The following is a 16,493-nucleotide window of genomic DNA, read 5'->3' as shown; positions in this document are numbered from 1 at the left end:
ATCATCGTGACCATCGAAGCCAAGGACGAACAGACACGCGCACCCCGTATCCGGCTCGGCATGGTCGGCGGCGGATCAGGTGCCTTTATCGGCGCGGTGCACCGGATGGCGGCGCGGCTGGATGACCGGTTCGAGCTTGTCGCCGGCGCGCTTTCCTCGACGGCGGAGAAATCGGCGGCATCGGGGCGGGAACTCGGGCTTGATACGGACCGAACCTACGGCTCCTATGAGGAGATGGCGAGCCGCGAGGCGGAGCGTGAGGACGGCATCGAGGCGGTGTCGATCGTCACGCCGAACCATGTTCATTTCGATGCCGCCAAAGCTTTTCTCAAGCGCGGTATCCACGTCATCTGCGACAAGCCGCTGACCTCCAACCTTGCCGACGCGAAGGCGCTGAAGCAGGTAGCCGACGAGAGCGGCGCACTGTTCATCCTCACCCACAACTACACCGGCTATCCGATGGTGCGCCAGGCCCGCGAGATGGTCGAGAGCGGCGCTCTCGGCGATATCCGCATCGTTCAGGCGGAATATCCGCAGGACTGGTTGACCGAGGCGGTCGAACAGACCGGCGCCAAGCAGGCGGTGTGGCGCACCGACCCGGCACAATCCGGTGCCGGCGGCTCGACCGGCGATATCGGCACGCATGCCTATAACCTCGCCTGCTTCATCACAGGGCTGACGCTCGACAGCCTTGCCGCCGATCTCGACAGTTTCGTCGAAGGCCGCCGGCTCGACGACAATGCCCATGTCATGCTGCGCTTCGCGGCAAGACACGGCGAGAAGCCGGCCAAGGGCATGCTCTGGTGTAGCCAGGTGGCGCCGGGCCATGAGAACGGCCTAAAGATCCGCGTCTACGGCACCAAGGGCGGCATCGAATGGGTGCAGGCCGATCCGAACTACCTCTGGTTCACGCCGTTCGGGCAAGAAAAGCGGCTGATCACCCGCAATGGCGCCGGTTCCGGCGCCGCTGCTGCGCGTGTCTCCCGCATTCCATCGGGTCATCCGGAAGGTTATCTCGAAGCCTTTGCAACGATCTACACGGAGGCGGCACTGGCAATTCACGCCCACCGGACGGGCGCGAAACTGGACGAGGCGGTTATCTATCCAACCGTCGACGACGGCGTGAAGGGCGTCGCCTTTGTCGAGGCCTGCGTGGAGTCGTCTCGGAACAATGGTGCTTGGGTGAAGGTGTAAAGACTTGGTGGGCGGCGTCTGCCCCTCACCCTAACCCTCTCCCCGTAGACGGGGAGAGGGGACGTGGCTCGATCGGGGCAAGGCGCGTGCGGCAAAGGACCTTCTCCCCAACTGCGGAGAGAAGGGTCCGCAGGACGCAGCCGGATGAGGGGCCTGGGGAAGAGGTGGCGGCACCCGGATAGGCGTTGGAACCCTCGCCGCGGCCGGATCTACCTCCAGTGTCAGGAGCCCAATATTGACATTTCCATTCAATCTGTACAGATATATGTACATTCTGAGAGGAGAGCATTGTGGCCCACGTTCGTTTGACCGAGTTTAGGCAGAACATTGCGACCCACTTCGACAACGTGATCGCCTCTCGCGCTCCTTTGCTGGTCACGCGTCAGGGGTCAGAGGCGTTGGTTCTGATTGCTGAGGGCGAATACGAGAGCATGCAGGAAACTCTGCACCTTCTTTCCACTCCAGCGAATTCTGATCGGCTGCGCGAGAGTATTGCGCAGCTTCGCGGAGAAGAGCTGATCGAAAAAGACCCGACTCTCTGACATGAACCTTCTCTGGACGGGAAACGCCTGGGAAGAGTATCAATACTGGCAAAGCGTCGATCAATCGATGGTCGAGAAAATCAACGAGCTGATCAGGGATACGAAGAGATCGCCCTTCAAGGGGCTTGGAAAACCGGAACCGCTGAAGGGCAGTCTCTCCGGGTTTTGGTCGAGGCGCATTCTTGGGGAGCATCGACTGGTGTATTGTGTGTCGGGTAAAGGAAGCACCCAGCAACTTCAAATCATCCAGTGCCGTTTTCACTATGAGAGATAGTATAGAGCGTACTTAAGACGATAATCGCGAACGAGCTCGTCGCGCTGAACGGGTTTTCGCGCTCCAATACCTGTACAACGGGCGGGCATTTGGGTACACGTCGCTGCTATGACGGCCGGGGTCATTGTCTCGGTCGCACCTCCATATGGCGGCATCCTCATGACTGATCCCAAAATTCTCGCAGCCCGCTTCCCGGGTGACTTCACGTTTGGCGTTGCGACCGCCGCCTACCAGATCGAGGGATCGACCAAGGCGGATGGCAGGAAGCCGTCCATTTGGGATGCGTTTTCCAACATGCCGGGGCGGGTTCACAACCGCGACAATGGCGATATCGCCTGCGATCACTACAATCGCTGGGAAGCGGATCTCGATCTGATCGCGGACATGGGCGTTTCCGCCTACCGGTTCTCGCTGGCGTGGCCGCGGATCATTCCTGAGGGCACCGGCCGGATCAACGAGCAGGGGCTCGATTTCTACGACAAGCTGATCGACGGATTGAAGGCGCGCGGCATCAAGGCCTTCGCGACGCTCTATCACTGGGACCTGCCGCTGGCGCTGATGGGCGACGGCGGCTGGGCCGCGCGATCGACTGCCTACGCCTTCCAGCGCTACGCCAAGGTGGTGATGGCGCGTCTTGGGGACCGGCTGGATTCGGTTGCGACATTCAACGAACCGTGGTGCTCGGTGTGGCTGAGCCACCTCTACGGCGAGCATGCGCCGGGCGAGCGCAACATGGAGGCGGCCCTTGCCGCCATGCACCACACCAATCTCGCGCATGGACTGGCGGTCGAAGCGATCCGGCATGTGACGCCGAATGTGCCTGTTGGTCTCGTCCTCAACGCACATTCCGTCATTGCGGGTTCCGATAGCGCCGAAGATAGCGCTGCTGCCGAGCGTGCCTTCGACTTCCACAACGGCGCCTTTTTCGGCCCGGTGTTCAAGGGCGAATATCCGGCGTCGCTGATGTCGGCGCTTGGCGATCGGATGCCGAAAGTGGAAGACGGCGATCTTGCCGTCATCAACCAGAAACTCGACTGGTGGGGCCTCAATTATTACACGCCGATGCGCGTTCTTGCCGATACCGCTGAGGGTGCGGAATTCCCGGCAACGCAGCCTGCGCCCTTCGTCGAAACGGCGGTGACCGATATCGGCTGGGAGATCTATGCGCCCGCCATGAAATTGCTGGTCGAGGATCTCTACCGTCGCTACGACCTGCCGGAATGCTACGTCACGGAAAACGGTGCCTGCGACAATACCGATCTTGGCGCCGACGGCACAATCGATGACACGATGCGGCTTGACTACTATGTCGAACATCTCGGCGTCGTCGCGGATCTCGCCCGCGACGGTTATCCGATGAAGGGCTATTTCGCGTGGAGCCTGATGGACAATTTCGAGTGGGCCAAGGGCTATCAGATGCGGTTCGGCCTCGTCCATGTCGACTATCAGACGCAGGTTCGCACGATCAAGCAGAGCGGCAAATGGTATCGGGATCTGGCTGCAGAGTTCCCCAAGGGTAACCACGCACCGGCTTAATTTTGCGCTGCGTAGAAGATTTTTTCTCGTTTTCGCCGAATTTGAAATCTCATCCCTGTAAAATGTGGCGCAGGCGGGGCATTGATGCGCCATCAATAACGAGGCCTCCCGGCTTCATTGAAAGCCGATCGAATGCTCCGCAAAGTCACCTGTCATCGAACGTGCCGCTTGGCTGCATGAATTGAGACGGCGACCCTTGTCGCCGGGATGACCTGACTGAACGTGTGAGCTTATCATGACACTTGTTACTGCCGTGGCCGATGCCGCTTCGCCTGACGTGGCGAATGCTGCGCCCATGGTGTCGTTCGAAAAGGTGGTGAAGCGGTTCGGCGGTGCGTCCGGGCAGCCCGAATTCACCGCGCTCGACGGTATCGATTTTTCGGTCGCCCGCGGCTCCATCGCCGGTATCATCGGCCGATCCGGGGCCGGAAAGTCGACTCTGATCCGGCTGGTCAACGGGCTTGAAAAGGCGACGTCCGGCACGGTCGTGGTCGATGGCGTCGAAGTGGGCGGGCTCGGCGAAGATGGTTTGCGTTCGCTGCGCCGCCAGGTCGGCATGATCTTCCAGCATTTCAATCTGCTGTCCTCGCGAACCGCGTTCGACAATGTGGCGCTGCCGCTCGAGATTGCCGGTGTGGACAAGGCGGCGATCAAGGCCAAGGTCGGGCCTCTGCTCGATCTCGTCGGTCTCGGCGACAAGGCCGGGCGTTACCCGTCCGAGCTGTCGGGTGGGCAAAAGCAGCGCGTCGGCATTGCCCGCGCGCTGGCGACCGATCCGAAACTGCTGCTCTCAGACGAAGCCACCTCGGCGCTCGATCCGGAGACCACGCATTCGATCCTTGATCTTCTGAAGCGCATCAACGCCGAACTCGGGCTGACGGTGCTTCTGATCACGCACGAAATGGAAGTGGTGAAAACGGTCGCCAGCCATGTGGCGGTGATCGATGCGGGTCGCATCGTCGAGGCCGGGCGCACGTTCGAGGTTTACGCCGACCCCAGGCACGAGACGACGCGCACGCTGCTTGCCTCTTCGCTCAACCTGCCGGAATGGCTGCGCAACGGCATCAAACGGCAACCATCGGCGGGGGACCGGGCGCTGGTGCGGCTGGTGTTCTTCGGCGACACGGCTTTCAAGCCGCTGACGGGACGTCTGGTTGCCGAACTGGGCGCCGACGTCAACATTCTGGCGGGCGCGATCGAGGAGATCGCCGGCGAGCCTTTCGGATCGCTGGTCGTTTCCTATTCCGCCGACCCGGCCGTGATGGCGCGGGCGCAACAATTCTATGCCGAGACCGGCCTGAAGACGGAGGTGCTCGGCTATGTCGCTTGAGATGCTCATCAACCTTCTCACCAAGGCGCTGACCCAGACGCTGCAGATGGTGGCGATCGCCGGCCTGATCGGCTCGGCCATCGGACTGCCGATCGGCATTTTTCTTGCCACCAGCGGCCGTGGCGAGCTGTTTCCGGCACCGGCGGCGAACCGCGTCATCGGCCTCATCGTCAATGCCGCGCGCTCGACGCCGTTCATTATTCTGGTCGTTGCGATCATACCGTTTACCCGGTTGATCACGGGAACCTCGATCGGCACCAATGCGGCTATCGTGCCTTTGACGATCGCCACCATTCCGTTCTTTGCGCGGCTCGTGGAGGCGGCGATCCGCGAGATCGACAGCGGTCTCATCGAGGCGGCCCGCGCCATGGGGGCTTCGCCGATGCAGATCGTCTTCAAGGTGCTGCTCGCGGAAGCCCGGCCCGGCCTGATCCTCGCGCTCACCATGACCATGGTCAGCCTGATCGGCTATTCGGCGATGGTCGGTGCGGTCGGCGGCGGTGGTCTCGGCGATCTCGGGATCCGCTACGGTTACCAGCGCTTCATGCCGGAAGTCATGCTTGCCGTCGTCGTGGTGCTGATCGTTCTGGTTCAGCTGGTCCAGAGCGCCGGCGACAGTCTTGCCCGACGGTTCGACAGGCGCAACCGCAAGACCTGATCAAGAACAAGCCATTCATTCTTTCAAATCCAAGGAGACAGACATGAAGAACATCATTCTCGCGGCCGCCTTCAGTGCGCTCACTGCCGCATCGGCCTTTGCCGAAGACATCAAGATCGGCGTGACGCCCGGTCCGCACGCGCAGATCATGGAAAAGGTCAAGGAAATCGCAGCCCCCAAGGGCCTCAACATCGATATCCTCGAATTCTCCGACTACGTCGTTCCGAACCAGGCGCTGGCTGATGGCGAACTTCAGGCCAATTCCTTCCAGCACAAGCCGTATCTCGACAATCAGGTAACCGACCGCAAGTTCGACCTGATCGCCGTCGGCACAACCGTCAACTTCCCGATGGGTGTCTATTCCAAGAAGGTGAAGAGCCTCGACGAACTGAAGGAAGGTGCTACGGTTTCGATCCCCAACGACCCGACCAATGGCGGTCGCGCGCTTTTGATCCTCGCCGACAAGGGTCTCATCAAGCTCAATGCCGACAAGGGCCTCAAGGTCACGCCGGCCGACGTCACCGAAAACCCGAAGAAGATCGAATTTGCCGAGCTCGACGCAGCTCAGCTTCCGCGTTCGCTCGATGACGTCGACGCGGCCGTGATCAACACCAACTTCGCGGTCGAGGGCGGTCTCAACCCGGCCAAGGACACGATCGCCAAGGAAGGCGAAAAGGCACCTTACATCAACATCATCGCGATCAACGCGAAGGACAAGGATGCCGCCTGGGTGAAGACGCTGGTCGACAGCTATCACAGCCCTGAGGTGAAGCAGTTCGTGCTCGACACGTTCAAGGGCGTCGTCATTCCGTCCTGGTAACACGTCGAAAGACGATAGGATCTCAGAGTGAAGTGATCTAATCGAGGCCGGTCTCCGCGGAGACCGGCTTTTCTTATTGAAGTTAACGATATCTGAAGAGATCGCCGTCCAATGTGGCCCCCTTAATGAAGGGGCGGGCTATTGTTGTTCATGCCGTCACATTTCCGGCGTTCCGTTCCGGCCGGCCGTCGGTCTGTCGTGGCGATGCAACTTGTCCTGTTCGCAGTCGTCGTCACGCTCGTGACCGTCTTCATTCTGACGGCCGTCGGCCGCATTGCAGATTATGCCAACCGGTATGACGACAGCCGCTCGATGCAGACCACCGAAGGCGCGCTGCAGACCTTCCGAACCCAGCTTCAGGCCACCCTCAACGATTATTCGGCATGGGATGATGCTGCCCAGTTCGTCTATGCCCCGGATGGCCAGGATTGGGTTGTCAGCAATTACGGCGATATGACGTCCAACAGCGGCCTGTTCGATATCGCGATCGTGATGGACACCGAGCGCAACGTGCTGATGTCCTATCAGGAGGGACGTCCGGCAGAATGGAACCCGCGAGAGTATTTCGATACGTCGCTCTGGACCTTGTTCGATCGGGTCCTGTCCACGGGTCGCGACGGTCTGCCGGAAGCCACGGGCTTTGTTCAGACACGCGACGGCGTTGCGGCTGTCGGCGTCGCCCTGGTGCGCGAAAAATCCGGCGCGCTCGACAAGCCGCTCTCGGAGAGACGGTTTCTCGTCTTTGCCCGCCAGCTGGACGAAAAGAAGGTGGCGGAACTTGCAAGGACCTATGTTGTCGAGGGTTTGCGGTTCATCGACAAGACCGATCAGACCAGCAACAGTGTCGAACTTCGCAACCTGCACGGCAAGCTTTTGGTCAAGCTTTCGTGGCAGCCGCGGCGTCCGGGCGACCTCGGCTTCTCCCAGGTGCAGCCTCTGGTCTATGGCGCGCTTGCCATGGTCGGGCTGTTTTTCCTGCTGCTCGTGGTCAGTGGCAGCATCACCCTAAATCAGCTCAAGCGCGACGAAGCCGATGCGAGACGGCTCGCGATGTGCGACCGGTTGAGCGGGCTTTTGAACCGTTCAGGTTTCTTTACCGCTCTCGACGCCCTTGTTCTCGAAAGCCGGGCGCAGGGCGCGCATGTTTTGCTTCTCTATCTGGATCTCGATGGCTTCAAGGAGGTCAACGATGCCTATGGTCACGGGACCGGCGACAAGCTGATCCGCGGCGTGGCGGCCGGGTTGAAGACGCTTGTTGGCAGCGAGGCGATCCTGGCGCGCGTCGGCGGCGACGAATTCGCCATCGCTCTGCCGGTGATGGGGGCATCTCCGGTGGCACCTGTTCTCTGCGACCGCATTCTCGGCTTCTTCGGCGAGCCCTTCGTCATCGGCGAACGGGTGGCTGTGATCGGAACCAGTATCGGTGTCGCCATCTCGCCGCGCGGCAACGTGCCGGGAGAAGAGCTTGTCCGTCGGGCCGACATGGCGATGTACCGTGCCAAGGAAACCGGCCGCGGCCGTTACGAGAATTACCGGCCGGAAATGGATGCCGAGCGCGAGGAGCGCAACCGGCTGGAAGTGGACCTGCGGATCGCCATCGAGCGGCGCGAAATCAACATCGTCTACCAGCCCGTGGTGGATGCAACGAACTGGCGGCTGATCGGCGTCGAAGCGTTGGCCCGCTGGACCCGCAAGGGTTACGGACCGGTGCCGCCGGATGTGTTCATTCCGATTGCGGAATCAAGCGGACTGATCGACCAGCTGGGTCTGTTCGTCATGCACCGGGCCTGCGAGCGCATCGCCGACTGGCCCGGCATCAAGCTTGCCGTCAATATCTCGCCCGGCCAGTTCCGTGATCCCGAATTTTCGCAGCATGTGGCCTCGATGTTCCGCAAGACCGGAACCGATCCGTCGCGCATCACGCTGGAAATGACCGAGGGGTATTTCATCCAGAACCCAGACCGCGCTCGCGCAGCGATTGCCAGGCTGAAAAAGCTCGGTGTCGAAATTGCTCTGGACGATTTCGGCGCTGGTTTTTCGAGCGTCGGATATCTGCGGCAGTTCGGTTTCGACCGGATGAAGATCGATCGCTCGCTGGTGCATGCGATGTCCGAGGGTGACCACGCGGTTCAGACGTTGCAGGCGACCGTGGCGCTTGCCCGTTCGCTCGGCATGCCGGTGACGGCGGAAGGCGTCGAGAGCGAGGACCAGGCGTTGAAGTTGCGGATGACGGGCTGTGATGAATTGCAGGGCTATTTCTTCGGTCGGCCGATGGAAGCCCATGAGATCGACGTCATTTACCGCACCGACCGGGGACGGGACGGAAAGCGGATTGCCTGAAAACGTCTCAGGCTAGAGATGCCGCGGCACCTTTGTCTTCAGGATTGCAATCAGGCCCGCATCCATGAAGTCGTAATCGTCAGGTATATCGAGACAGATCAGCCGCTTGCCCTTGAGCTTCGATCGGTATCTCTGCTGGATCTTTGCCCGGTGGGTCCGTTCCATGACGAAGAGGATGTCGGCCCATTCGATCAATTCGGCTGAGAGAGAGTTTTCGGCATCATTGTTGGTGCCGGCGGACGACACCTCGATGCCGGGCCATTCTGCAAAAACCTGCTCGGCCGTCGGGCTGCGCAGCTTGTTCTGGCTGCAGACGAAAAGGATGTTTTTCAGGTTACTCCATCCTTCTCGCGGACGCTCAGCTACCGATATGTTTGACGCCGCGCTGTTTGGCGAGGGCGATCTGGAGCTGCCGCTGACGGTAACGCAACCGGTCTTCCTCGGTGCGGCTGTCGTAGCAATGGGAACAGGAGACGCCTTCCTCATACTTGGGCGAGGTGACATCTTCGGCGGTGATCGGATTGCGGCAGGCGTGGCAGAGCTTGTGGTTGCCTTCCTTCAGGCCGTGCTCGACGGAGACGCGCTCGTCGAACACGAAACAGGCGCCTTCCCACAGGCTTTCCTCTTCCGGCACCTGTTCGAGATATTTCAGGATGCCGCCCTTCAGGTGGTAGACGTCCTCGAAACCCTGCTGCTTCATGAAGGCTGTTGCCTTTTCGCAGCGGATGCCGCCAGTGCAGTACATGGCGATCTTCGGCTTGTTGTGCAGGCCGGTATTGTTCTTCACCCAGTCCGGGAATTCGCGAAACGTCTTGGTGTTGGGGTCGACTGCGCCCTTGAAGATGCCGATCGCAGTCTCGTAATCGTTGCGCGTATCGATGACGATGGTCTCGGGATCCGAGATCAGCGCGTTCCAGTCCTTCGCCTCGACATAGGTGCCAACGATTCTGTTGGGATCGATATCCTCGACCCCCATCGTGACGATTTCCTTCTTGAGCTTAACCTTCATGCGCACGAAGGGCATTTTCGACGCGCGGCTTTCCTTGTGCTCCAGACTGGTGAATTCCGGCTGGGCGCGTAGGAACGTCAGAAGCTCCGCGATATCAGTGTCGGAGCCCGCCACAGTTCCATTGATGCCTTCGCGCGCGATCAGCAGCGTGCCCTTGATGCCGCGCGCGTCGCAAAAGGCCTGCAGCGGCGTCTGGAACTCACCAAATCGTTCGAACCGCGCAAAGTGATAGAGCGCGGCAACGAGAAATGCGCCCGTGGCTTCGGGGCGGGGGAGAAGGTGGCTTTCGGTCATGCCGGTCCCATACAACCAGATGCGCTGTTGCGCAATGGATCGGGCGTCGTCGTCACGACGCCGCGTGTTTCCAGAGGAGTGCGACAAGCTTGCTTTCCGTGGCGGCACTGTCGGAAAACACCGATTGGGCGATCGGCAGTGCTTCTTTCCGGAGTGCCTGCTGGCGGGCGATGATGGCGGCGAGTAGCCGCGCCAGCGTGTCGCTGTCGCCGAAAAGGTCGGGGCTTTCGTTGACGAGGCCCGAGAGAACGGAAAGATCGTGCTCGTGACCTAAGAGATCGACCAGCGATTTCGCCTCGGCCTGTTTGGCGCGCATCGCCGACGGCCAGATGTCGCGCAGGAGGGCAAGATGCATCCAGTAGGTCTGGCCGCTCTTGCGCAATTCGTGGAATGCCTCGGCATGGGCATTGCCTTCGCATTCCTTTATCGCGGCGATCGCCTGCAGGCGTTGTTTCTTCCAGACCTTGGCAAGCCGATTGGCGGTCTTTTCCGGCCGGTCGTCGAGGGAGAGGCCGTGCAACGCGTCGATGGCTTCGTGGCAGATGATCACCGCCGTCGCCATGCGGGCGGGCAAGTCTTCCTGGTGCTTGGCAATCTCGTCGCGGCGTTTGGAAAGGGCGTCGCGGGCAAATGCAAGTGCTGCCTGTTCTTCCGGCAACGTGGACTGGCCGGCAAGATAATCGACCGTTTCGACAAGTGCCGTTGCATCGCGCACGGCAGAGAGGCTGCGGGCCATGTCGCCGATCCGGGTGTTTTCCCGGCTTCTGAATTCCTTGGCATCCGGCTGGATCAGGCGGTACAGCGCCCGCACGCGCTTGAAACGCTTGCGCGCATCGTGGATCGCCGTGTGTTCTCCGTCGGGCTTGTCGGCGAGATAACGGACAGCCTTCGACAGCTGCTGCTCGGCAACCGCAACGAATTCGGCGGTAAACGGCTTATCGGGTCTCAGGCGATAGGCCATCGAGAAGCTCCCTGCTCAGATCCTGGTTGGCCATGACGGCATTGGAATAGCGGCGATCGCCGGTGACGTCGTCGCCGATCCAGTCCGGTATCGGCGGACGTTCGGTTTCGCTTTGAAGTTCGACCTCGGCGACAACCAGGCCGTTATAGACGCCCTCATAGACATCCACTTCCCAGGTGTAGCCCTGATGCTCGACATTGAAGCGGGTCTTGTCGAGGACGATGCCGGTGGCACCTGCTGCCATGTCTTTGGCATCGGCGAGCGGGATCTCGTATTCGAACTCCGAGCGCGAGAACAATTCCGAGCCGATCTTGATCGTCAGCTTGGCCTTCTCGTCATCCATGATGCGAACGCGAACCGAGCGATCAGCGGCAACGGCGATATAGGCCTGCAGGAACCGCGAGGAGGATGCGACCTCGTTCCGCCAGGCATCGTTCTTGACCAGATACTTGCGCTCGATTTCCTGTCCCATGGGCCTCGTCTTGGTTGTGGAGATGTACCGTAGCGCAAAGATGCACAAGGGCAAGAGTATCGGCAAGAGCATGGTAAAGCGGTGCTTCGGCCGGGTGCTTAAGAGAAGTCGGCAAGGGGCCCGAGGTTGCGTCGATCGGGGGATTTGTTCTCGACAATGACGTGATCGACCGTTATTTCCGGGCAAGGAATTTCAATCGTTTTAGGGAGTGTTCTTCATGGCTGACCAGAATCCGGGCCAGAACCCAAGCAAGACTGAAAAGCTGCTGACCATCCTGAAATTGCAGCCCGTCGTTCCGGTGCTGATCGTTGACGATGCGAAGTCGGCTGTCTTGCTCGCCCGGGCGCTGGTCGCCGGCGGGCTCCGGGCGATCGAGATCACCATGCGCACGCCGGCAGCACTCGACGCCGTGAAGGCGGTTGCAGCCGAAGTCGAAGGCGCCAATGTCGGTGCCGGCACGATCCTCAACGCGAAAGACTGGGAAGCCGCCGTGAAGGCCGGCTCGACCTTTATCGTTTCGCCGGGCGTATCTCCGGGTGTTCTGGCAGCCGCCAAGGATTCGCCGGTCCCACTTTTGCCGGGTGCAGCGACTGCCAGCGAAGTGATGACGCTTCGGGAAGCCGGTTACAACGTGATGAAGTTCTTTCCCGCCGAACAGGCCGGCGGCTCCGCCTATCTGAAGGCCCTTTCGTCGCCACTCGCAGGCACGCTGTTTTGCCCGACCGGCGGCATTTCGCTGAAGAATGCCAACGATTACCTGTCGCTCCCCAACGTCATCTGCGTCGGCGGTTCCTGGGTAGCCCCGAAGGAACTCGTCGCAGCCGGCGACTGGGCCGCCATCACCAAGCTTGCCTCCGAGGCATTCGCGCTCAGGGCTTAAATCCGTTCTGACATTTTCGTTATCGGCGGCGCGGGAAAATTGTTTTCCTGGGCTGCCGTTCCTATCTCCGTGTTCGAATTCAACAGTAGGAGATACGGATGTTCGACGCAAAAAAGCTTCTTGACCAGTTCCTGGGTTCGCAGGTTCCCGGTCTTTCGGGAAGCGTGAAGGGCCGGGCTGGGCAGTTCGGCGATATGGCGAAGAACAATCCGTTGAAGTCTGCAGGCATTGCCGCCGCACTTCTCGGCACCAAGACCGGCCGCAAGATTGCCGGCAATGTGGTGACCGTGGGTGGCATCGCAGCCGTCGCGGGTCTCGGCTATCTCGCCTACAAGAACTACAAATCCGGGCAGTCGCCGCAGGCCGCGATTCAGCCGACGCCGTCTGCTGCAGAGCCTATCGCGCTGCCGCCGCCGGACAGCCCGTTTTCGCTGCAGTCGCCTGAGCTGACCAACGATTTCGCCCTGACCCTGGTGCGCGCCATGATCGCCGCCGCTAAGGCAGACGGTCATATCGATGCGGCCGAGCGGGCCAATATCATGAACAAGGTGCATGAGGTCGATCTCGGCGACGAGGCGGAAGCCTTCATCCGCGACGAGCTTGCGAACCCCGTCGATATCGACGATCTGGTCGCCGCTGCCCGCACCGAGGAGCAGAAGGTGGAGCTTTACACCGCGACCCGCATGACCATCGATCCCGATACACGGGCCGAGCGCGGTTACCTCGATCTTCTCGCGGGACGCCTGGGTCTGCCCGATGCTCTGCTCGAGCATATCGATGCCACGGTCACCGCGGCAAAAGTGCCCGCTTAAAGGGCGAGAACATGGGTAACGATCTCGGTGACATCTACCGCGATTACATCCATTGCCTGAACCGGCAGGACTGGGAGCGGCTCGGGGACTTTGTGGATGACGGTGTCATCCATAACGACCGGCCGCTCGGGCTGTCCGGCTACCGCGACATGCTCGTCGGGAATTTCAGCGATATTCCCGACCTTCGCTTCAGCATTGATCTGCTGGTCGTCGATCCGCCGCATGTGGTCAGCCGGTTGCTGTTCGATTGTTCGCCTCGGGCCGAGTTTCTGGGGCTTCCGGTCAATGAGCGCCGGGTGTCGTTTAGTGAAAACGTCTTTTATCGGTTCCGCGACGGCAAGATCGTGCAGGTCTGGTCGATTGTCGACAAGGCCGCCATCGAAGCGCAGCTGTGAGCTCCGTCGATCAGCTTCGGCCGGTTGCCTTTCGACAGGCGCTGGCCTAAGCCTTGAGGCCTCATCTGCAGGGGTTGCGAGGCAGCCCTTGCGCAGCTTGCTGGAACCGCCCGAATGCGCGATCTCGCCAATTACAAAGTTTCCGCTCCGACACCCGTCACGCTGGCCGGACGGTTCTTGACGCTCGAACCCTATGACCGGGAGAAGCATCTGGCTGATCTTTGGGATGCACTTGGGGGTGCCGAGGGGATCAACGAGCTGATCCGCTATTTTCCGAACGATCAATATTCGAACGCCGAAGAGTTTGGCGCGTGGCTGGACAATGTGAATGCGAACCTTGGCTTCGTAACGCTGGTTGCGCGTGAAAACGCCTCTGGCGCGGTTGTCGGCATGGCGAGCTATATGCGGCCGGACCCGAAGAACGGTGTGATCGAGGTGGGGTCCGTGGCGCATGGGCTTGCCATGAAGCGGTCGCCGATGTCGACGGAGCTGCATTACCTGATGGCTCGCCACGTGTTCGAGACGCTGGATTATCGTCGCTACGAATGGAAATGCCACAACGAGAACGAGCCTTCCAAGGTGACCGCGCTGCGTTACGGCTTTACCTTCGAAGGCGTGTTCCGGCAGCACATCATCTCGCGCGGTGCCAACCGCGATACGGCCTGGTTCTCGATGATCGACAGCGAGTGGCCGGTGATCAAGGCCGGGTTCGAGGCCTGGCTCTCGCCCGATAATTTCGACGATGCCGGCCGGCAGAAAAAGCGGCTGGAAGATCTGAGGGCCGAATTTGCCGGCGGGAAAACCACATGACGCCAGAAGCGAAATCACAGGCGATCGCGGCTGCCGCCATTCTCTTCGGCGCGGCGGTGGTCATCTATCTCATGCCGACCATCGTGTTGTGGATCGGCAATTACTCGCCGCTGCTGGCGTTTTTCGTCGGCGCGCTGCTGGTTCTCGGCTTCTTCCTGATCTTCTGGCTGCGAGCAAGGTATCAGCGGCGGAAGTAATTGCAGGGTATGGTCGGGCGCAAGCGTGAAGACGTTCTCATCCCTGTGCCTGTCACAGGGATGAGTGTGGAAAGCTAGCCGCTCGCCCTTAAGCCGCTTTGGCGCCGATCGCTTCCAGCTCCGCCATCACATCTTCCGACAGTTCGATGTCGGCGACGGCGAGGTTTTCGCGCAGGTGCCCGCGCGACGAGGTGCCCGGGATCAGCAGGATGTTCGGCGAGCGCTTCAGCAGCCAGGCCAGTGCCACCTGCATCGGCGTTGCGTCGAGCCTTGCTGCTACATCCGACAGCGTCGAGGATTGCAGGGGCGAGAAGCCGCCGAGCGGGAAGAAGGGGACGTAGGCCGTGCCTTCTGCCGCCAGATGATCGATGAGGTCATCGTCGTCGCGGTGCGCGAGATTGTACTGGTTCTGGACGCAGACGATCTCGGTGATCTTGCGGCCATCCTCAACCTGCTTTCGCGTCACGTTCGACAGGCCGATATGCTTGATGAGGCCCTCGCGCTGGAGTTCGGCAAGGATCGTCAGCGGTTCTTCGAGCGAGCCTTCGGCCGGGCCATGGACATCCAGCATGGAGCGTAGGTTGACCACCTCCATCGCATCGAGACCGAGGTTCCTGAGGTTATCGTGGACGGCCTTCGTGAGTGCTTTTTTCGAAAAGGCCGGGTTCCACGATGCGTCGTCGCCCCTGATGGCGCCGACCTTGGTGACGATGACGAGATCGTCGCTATAGGGATGCAGCGCTTCGCGGATGATCTCGTTCGTAATATGCGGACCGTAGAAGTCGCTGGTGTCGATATGGTCGACGCCGGCTTCGATGGCCTCGCGCAGCACCGCAACGGCTTCCGCGCGGTCTTTCGGCGGGCCGAACACGCCCTTGCCGGCTAGCTGCATGGCGCCGTAGCCGAGACGCTTTACGGCGCGGTCGCCGAGTTTATAGGTGCCGGCTTTTTCAAGATTGGTCATGGTTTTACTCCCTATCGGTGAGGCAGAGATAGGGCTATCCAGCCCGCGCGATAATCGGTTACAATTCGAACGGGCTGTACGGCAGGGCGGACAATGAAATACGACGCTGGTGATCTCGAAGCATTCGTCGCGGTGGCGAGGACCAGAGGGTTCCGCGATGCGGCCCGGCTGACCGGTGGCAGCGCTTCGGGATTGAGCGACGCGGTTCGTCGTCTGGAGGAGAAGATCGGCGTCCGGCTTCTCAACCGCACGACCCGCAGCGTGACGCCGACGGAAGCGGGGAGGGCGCTGCTCGACCGGCTGGGACCGGCGCTATCGGAAATGGAAGCGGCGCTCGACATGGCTGCCGGGTTTCGGGGGCGGCCGGCGGGACTGTTGACGCTGAATGTGCCGGCCAGTGCGGCGCGGATCGTCCTGCCGCAGATCGTGCCGGCGTTTCTGGCTGCCTATCCGGACATCCGTCTCGACATCATGACCGACGAGAGCTTCGTCGATATCATCGCTGCCGGCTGCGACGCCGGCATCCGCTATGACGAGCGGCTGGAGCAGGACATGATCGCCGTGCCGATCGGTCCACGCGTTCAGCGTTTCGCACTCGCTGCGTCGCCAGCCTATCTTGCCGCGCGCGGCCGGCCGGACCATCCACGGGATCTTTTGGCGCATTCCTGCATCCGGAGCCGGTTCAGGGACCGTCCGGTGACGCCCTGGGAGTTCGAACGCGATGGCGAAGAGGTGGTGGTGGATCCACCGGCGCAGCTGATCGTGCAGGCGGGTGGCGGGTCCGATCTCGGTGTGGACGCGGCGATTGCCGGCACCGGTATCGTCGCGCTGTTCGAGGACTGGCTGAAGCCGCATTTTGACAGTGGTGCGCTGGAGCAGGTGCTCGAGCCGTGGTGGCCCTCATTCTCAGGGCCGTTTCTCTACTATCCAGGGCGACGGCTGGTGCCGGCTCCGCTGCGCACCTTCATCGATTTCATCAAGGCGATGCCGCAGCCGGGTTGAGCG

General features: G+C 61.0%; 19 protein-coding genes. 14 read left to right on the top strand and 5 right to left on the bottom strand.

From position 1 onward, the window contains the following. Positions 1-6: 6 nt before the first annotated feature. From J3A65_RS14930 to J3A65_RS14895, 8 genes are all read left to right on the top strand, one after another. Positions 7-1,194 (top strand): Gfo/Idh/MocA family oxidoreductase, encoded by a 1,188-nt coding sequence (locus J3A65_RS14930; RefSeq protein WP_209901958.1) that lies wholly within the window; start codon positions 7-9, stop codon positions 1,192-1,194. A 290-nt stretch (positions 1,195-1,484) separates the two neighbouring features. Next, a complete protein-coding gene (locus tag J3A65_RS14925) occupies positions 1,485-1,736 on the top strand; it encodes a type II toxin-antitoxin system Phd/YefM family antitoxin (RefSeq protein ID WP_092659709.1) in 252 nt (83 codons plus the stop codon). 1 nt (position 1,737) lies between these two features. Then, complete coding sequence (locus J3A65_RS14920) at positions 1,738-2,010, top strand: Txe/YoeB family addiction module toxin (protein ID WP_062461172.1); 273 nt, start codon at positions 1,738-1,740, stop codon at positions 2,008-2,010. A 159-nt stretch (positions 2,011-2,169) separates the two neighbouring features. After that, on the top strand, positions 2,170-3,546 hold the full coding sequence (locus tag J3A65_RS14915) for a GH1 family beta-glucosidase (protein ID WP_062583082.1): 1,377 nt from the start codon (positions 2,170-2,172) through the stop codon (positions 3,544-3,546). A 295-nt stretch (positions 3,547-3,841) separates the two neighbouring features. Next, a complete protein-coding gene (locus J3A65_RS14910; protein WP_113167550.1) occupies positions 3,842-4,876 on the top strand; it encodes an ATP-binding cassette domain-containing protein in 1,035 nt (344 codons plus the stop codon). Next, on the top strand, positions 4,866-5,534 hold the full coding sequence (locus J3A65_RS14905; protein ID WP_062461169.1) for a methionine ABC transporter permease: 669 nt from the start codon (positions 4,866-4,868) through the stop codon (positions 5,532-5,534). The genes J3A65_RS14910 and J3A65_RS14905 overlap by 11 nt, the downstream gene beginning before the upstream one ends. A gap of 43 nt (positions 5,535-5,577) precedes the next feature. Further along, positions 5,578-6,354, top strand: coding sequence for a MetQ/NlpA family ABC transporter substrate-binding protein (locus tag J3A65_RS14900; protein ID WP_062461166.1), 777 nt, complete (start codon positions 5,578-5,580; stop codon positions 6,352-6,354). Positions 6,355-6,558: 204 nt separating this feature from the next. Then, positions 6,559-8,694, top strand: coding sequence for an EAL domain-containing protein (locus J3A65_RS14895; RefSeq protein ID WP_245341686.1), 2,136 nt, complete (start codon positions 6,559-6,561; stop codon positions 8,692-8,694). A gap of 12 nt (positions 8,695-8,706) precedes the next feature. Here J3A65_RS14895 and J3A65_RS14890 read toward each other — a convergent pair whose 3' ends face one another. Genes J3A65_RS14890 through J3A65_RS14875 form a run of 4 tightly spaced genes read right to left on the bottom strand, consistent with a single transcriptional unit; the run spans position 8,707 to position 11,430 of the window. Continuing rightward, positions 8,707-9,027 (bottom strand): low molecular weight protein tyrosine phosphatase family protein, encoded by a 321-nt coding sequence (locus J3A65_RS14890; protein WP_209903536.1) that lies wholly within the window; start codon positions 9,025-9,027, stop codon positions 8,707-8,709. Between the two features lie 25 nt (positions 9,028-9,052). Beyond that, positions 9,053-9,997, bottom strand: a complete 945-nt coding sequence (locus J3A65_RS14885; RefSeq protein WP_209901956.1) for a rhodanese-related sulfurtransferase — start codon at positions 9,995-9,997, stop codon at positions 9,053-9,055. A gap of 52 nt (positions 9,998-10,049) precedes the next feature. Continuing rightward, entirely contained in the window at positions 10,050-10,958 is a 909-nt protein-coding gene (locus J3A65_RS14880; protein WP_209901954.1) for a CHAD domain-containing protein, read from the bottom strand. Then, positions 10,933-11,430 carry a CYTH domain-containing protein gene (locus tag J3A65_RS14875; protein WP_209901952.1) on the bottom strand — a complete coding sequence of 166 codons (498 nt, stop codon included), beginning with the start codon at positions 11,428-11,430 and terminating at the stop codon, positions 10,933-10,935. Before J3A65_RS14875 ends, J3A65_RS14880 begins: the two co-directional genes overlap by 26 nt. A 217-nt stretch (positions 11,431-11,647) precedes the next feature. Between J3A65_RS14875 and J3A65_RS14870 the strand changes: the two genes are divergently transcribed. The 5 genes from J3A65_RS14870 to J3A65_RS14850 all read left to right on the top strand — a co-directional run bounded on the left by J3A65_RS14870 (position 11,648) and on the right by J3A65_RS14850 (position 14,524). Beyond that, a complete protein-coding gene (locus J3A65_RS14870; RefSeq protein WP_209901949.1) occupies positions 11,648-12,310 on the top strand; it encodes a 2-dehydro-3-deoxy-phosphogluconate aldolase in 663 nt (220 codons plus the stop codon). A 98-nt stretch (positions 12,311-12,408) separates the two neighbouring features. Next, positions 12,409-13,122 carry a tellurite resistance TerB family protein gene (locus tag J3A65_RS14865; protein ID WP_062461148.1) on the top strand — a complete coding sequence of 238 codons (714 nt, stop codon included), beginning with the start codon at positions 12,409-12,411 and terminating at the stop codon, positions 13,120-13,122. Positions 13,123-13,133: 11 nt separating this feature from the next. Beyond that, on the top strand, positions 13,134-13,517 hold the full coding sequence (locus J3A65_RS14860) for an ester cyclase (RefSeq protein ID WP_209901947.1): 384 nt from the start codon (positions 13,134-13,136) through the stop codon (positions 13,515-13,517). 114 nt (positions 13,518-13,631) lie between these two features. After that, entirely contained in the window at positions 13,632-14,327 is a 696-nt protein-coding gene (locus J3A65_RS14855) for a GNAT family protein (RefSeq protein ID WP_209901945.1), read from the top strand. Beyond that, positions 14,324-14,524: a hypothetical protein gene (locus tag J3A65_RS14850; protein WP_062582124.1), complete on the top strand. Its 201-nt coding sequence runs from the start codon at positions 14,324-14,326 to the stop codon at positions 14,522-14,524. Before J3A65_RS14855 ends, J3A65_RS14850 begins: the two co-directional genes overlap by 4 nt. Before the next feature lie 88 nt (positions 14,525-14,612). Here the strand turns inward: J3A65_RS14850 and J3A65_RS14845 are convergent, their stop codons facing one another. After that, positions 14,613-15,488, bottom strand: coding sequence for an aldo/keto reductase family oxidoreductase (locus J3A65_RS14845; protein ID WP_209901943.1), 876 nt, complete (start codon positions 15,486-15,488; stop codon positions 14,613-14,615). A 93-nt stretch (positions 15,489-15,581) separates the two neighbouring features. Between J3A65_RS14845 and J3A65_RS14840 the strand changes: the two genes are divergently transcribed. After that, positions 15,582-16,490, top strand: coding sequence for a LysR family transcriptional regulator (locus J3A65_RS14840; protein ID WP_209901941.1), 909 nt, complete (start codon positions 15,582-15,584; stop codon positions 16,488-16,490). Positions 16,491-16,493 lie beyond the last annotated feature (3 nt).

It is taken from the genome of Rhizobium sp. PvP014 (assembly GCF_017876855.1).
Lineage (GTDB): Bacteria > Pseudomonadota > Alphaproteobacteria > Rhizobiales > Rhizobiaceae > Neorhizobium > Neorhizobium soli.
This window is presented reverse-complemented; position numbering and strand designations above follow the sequence as displayed.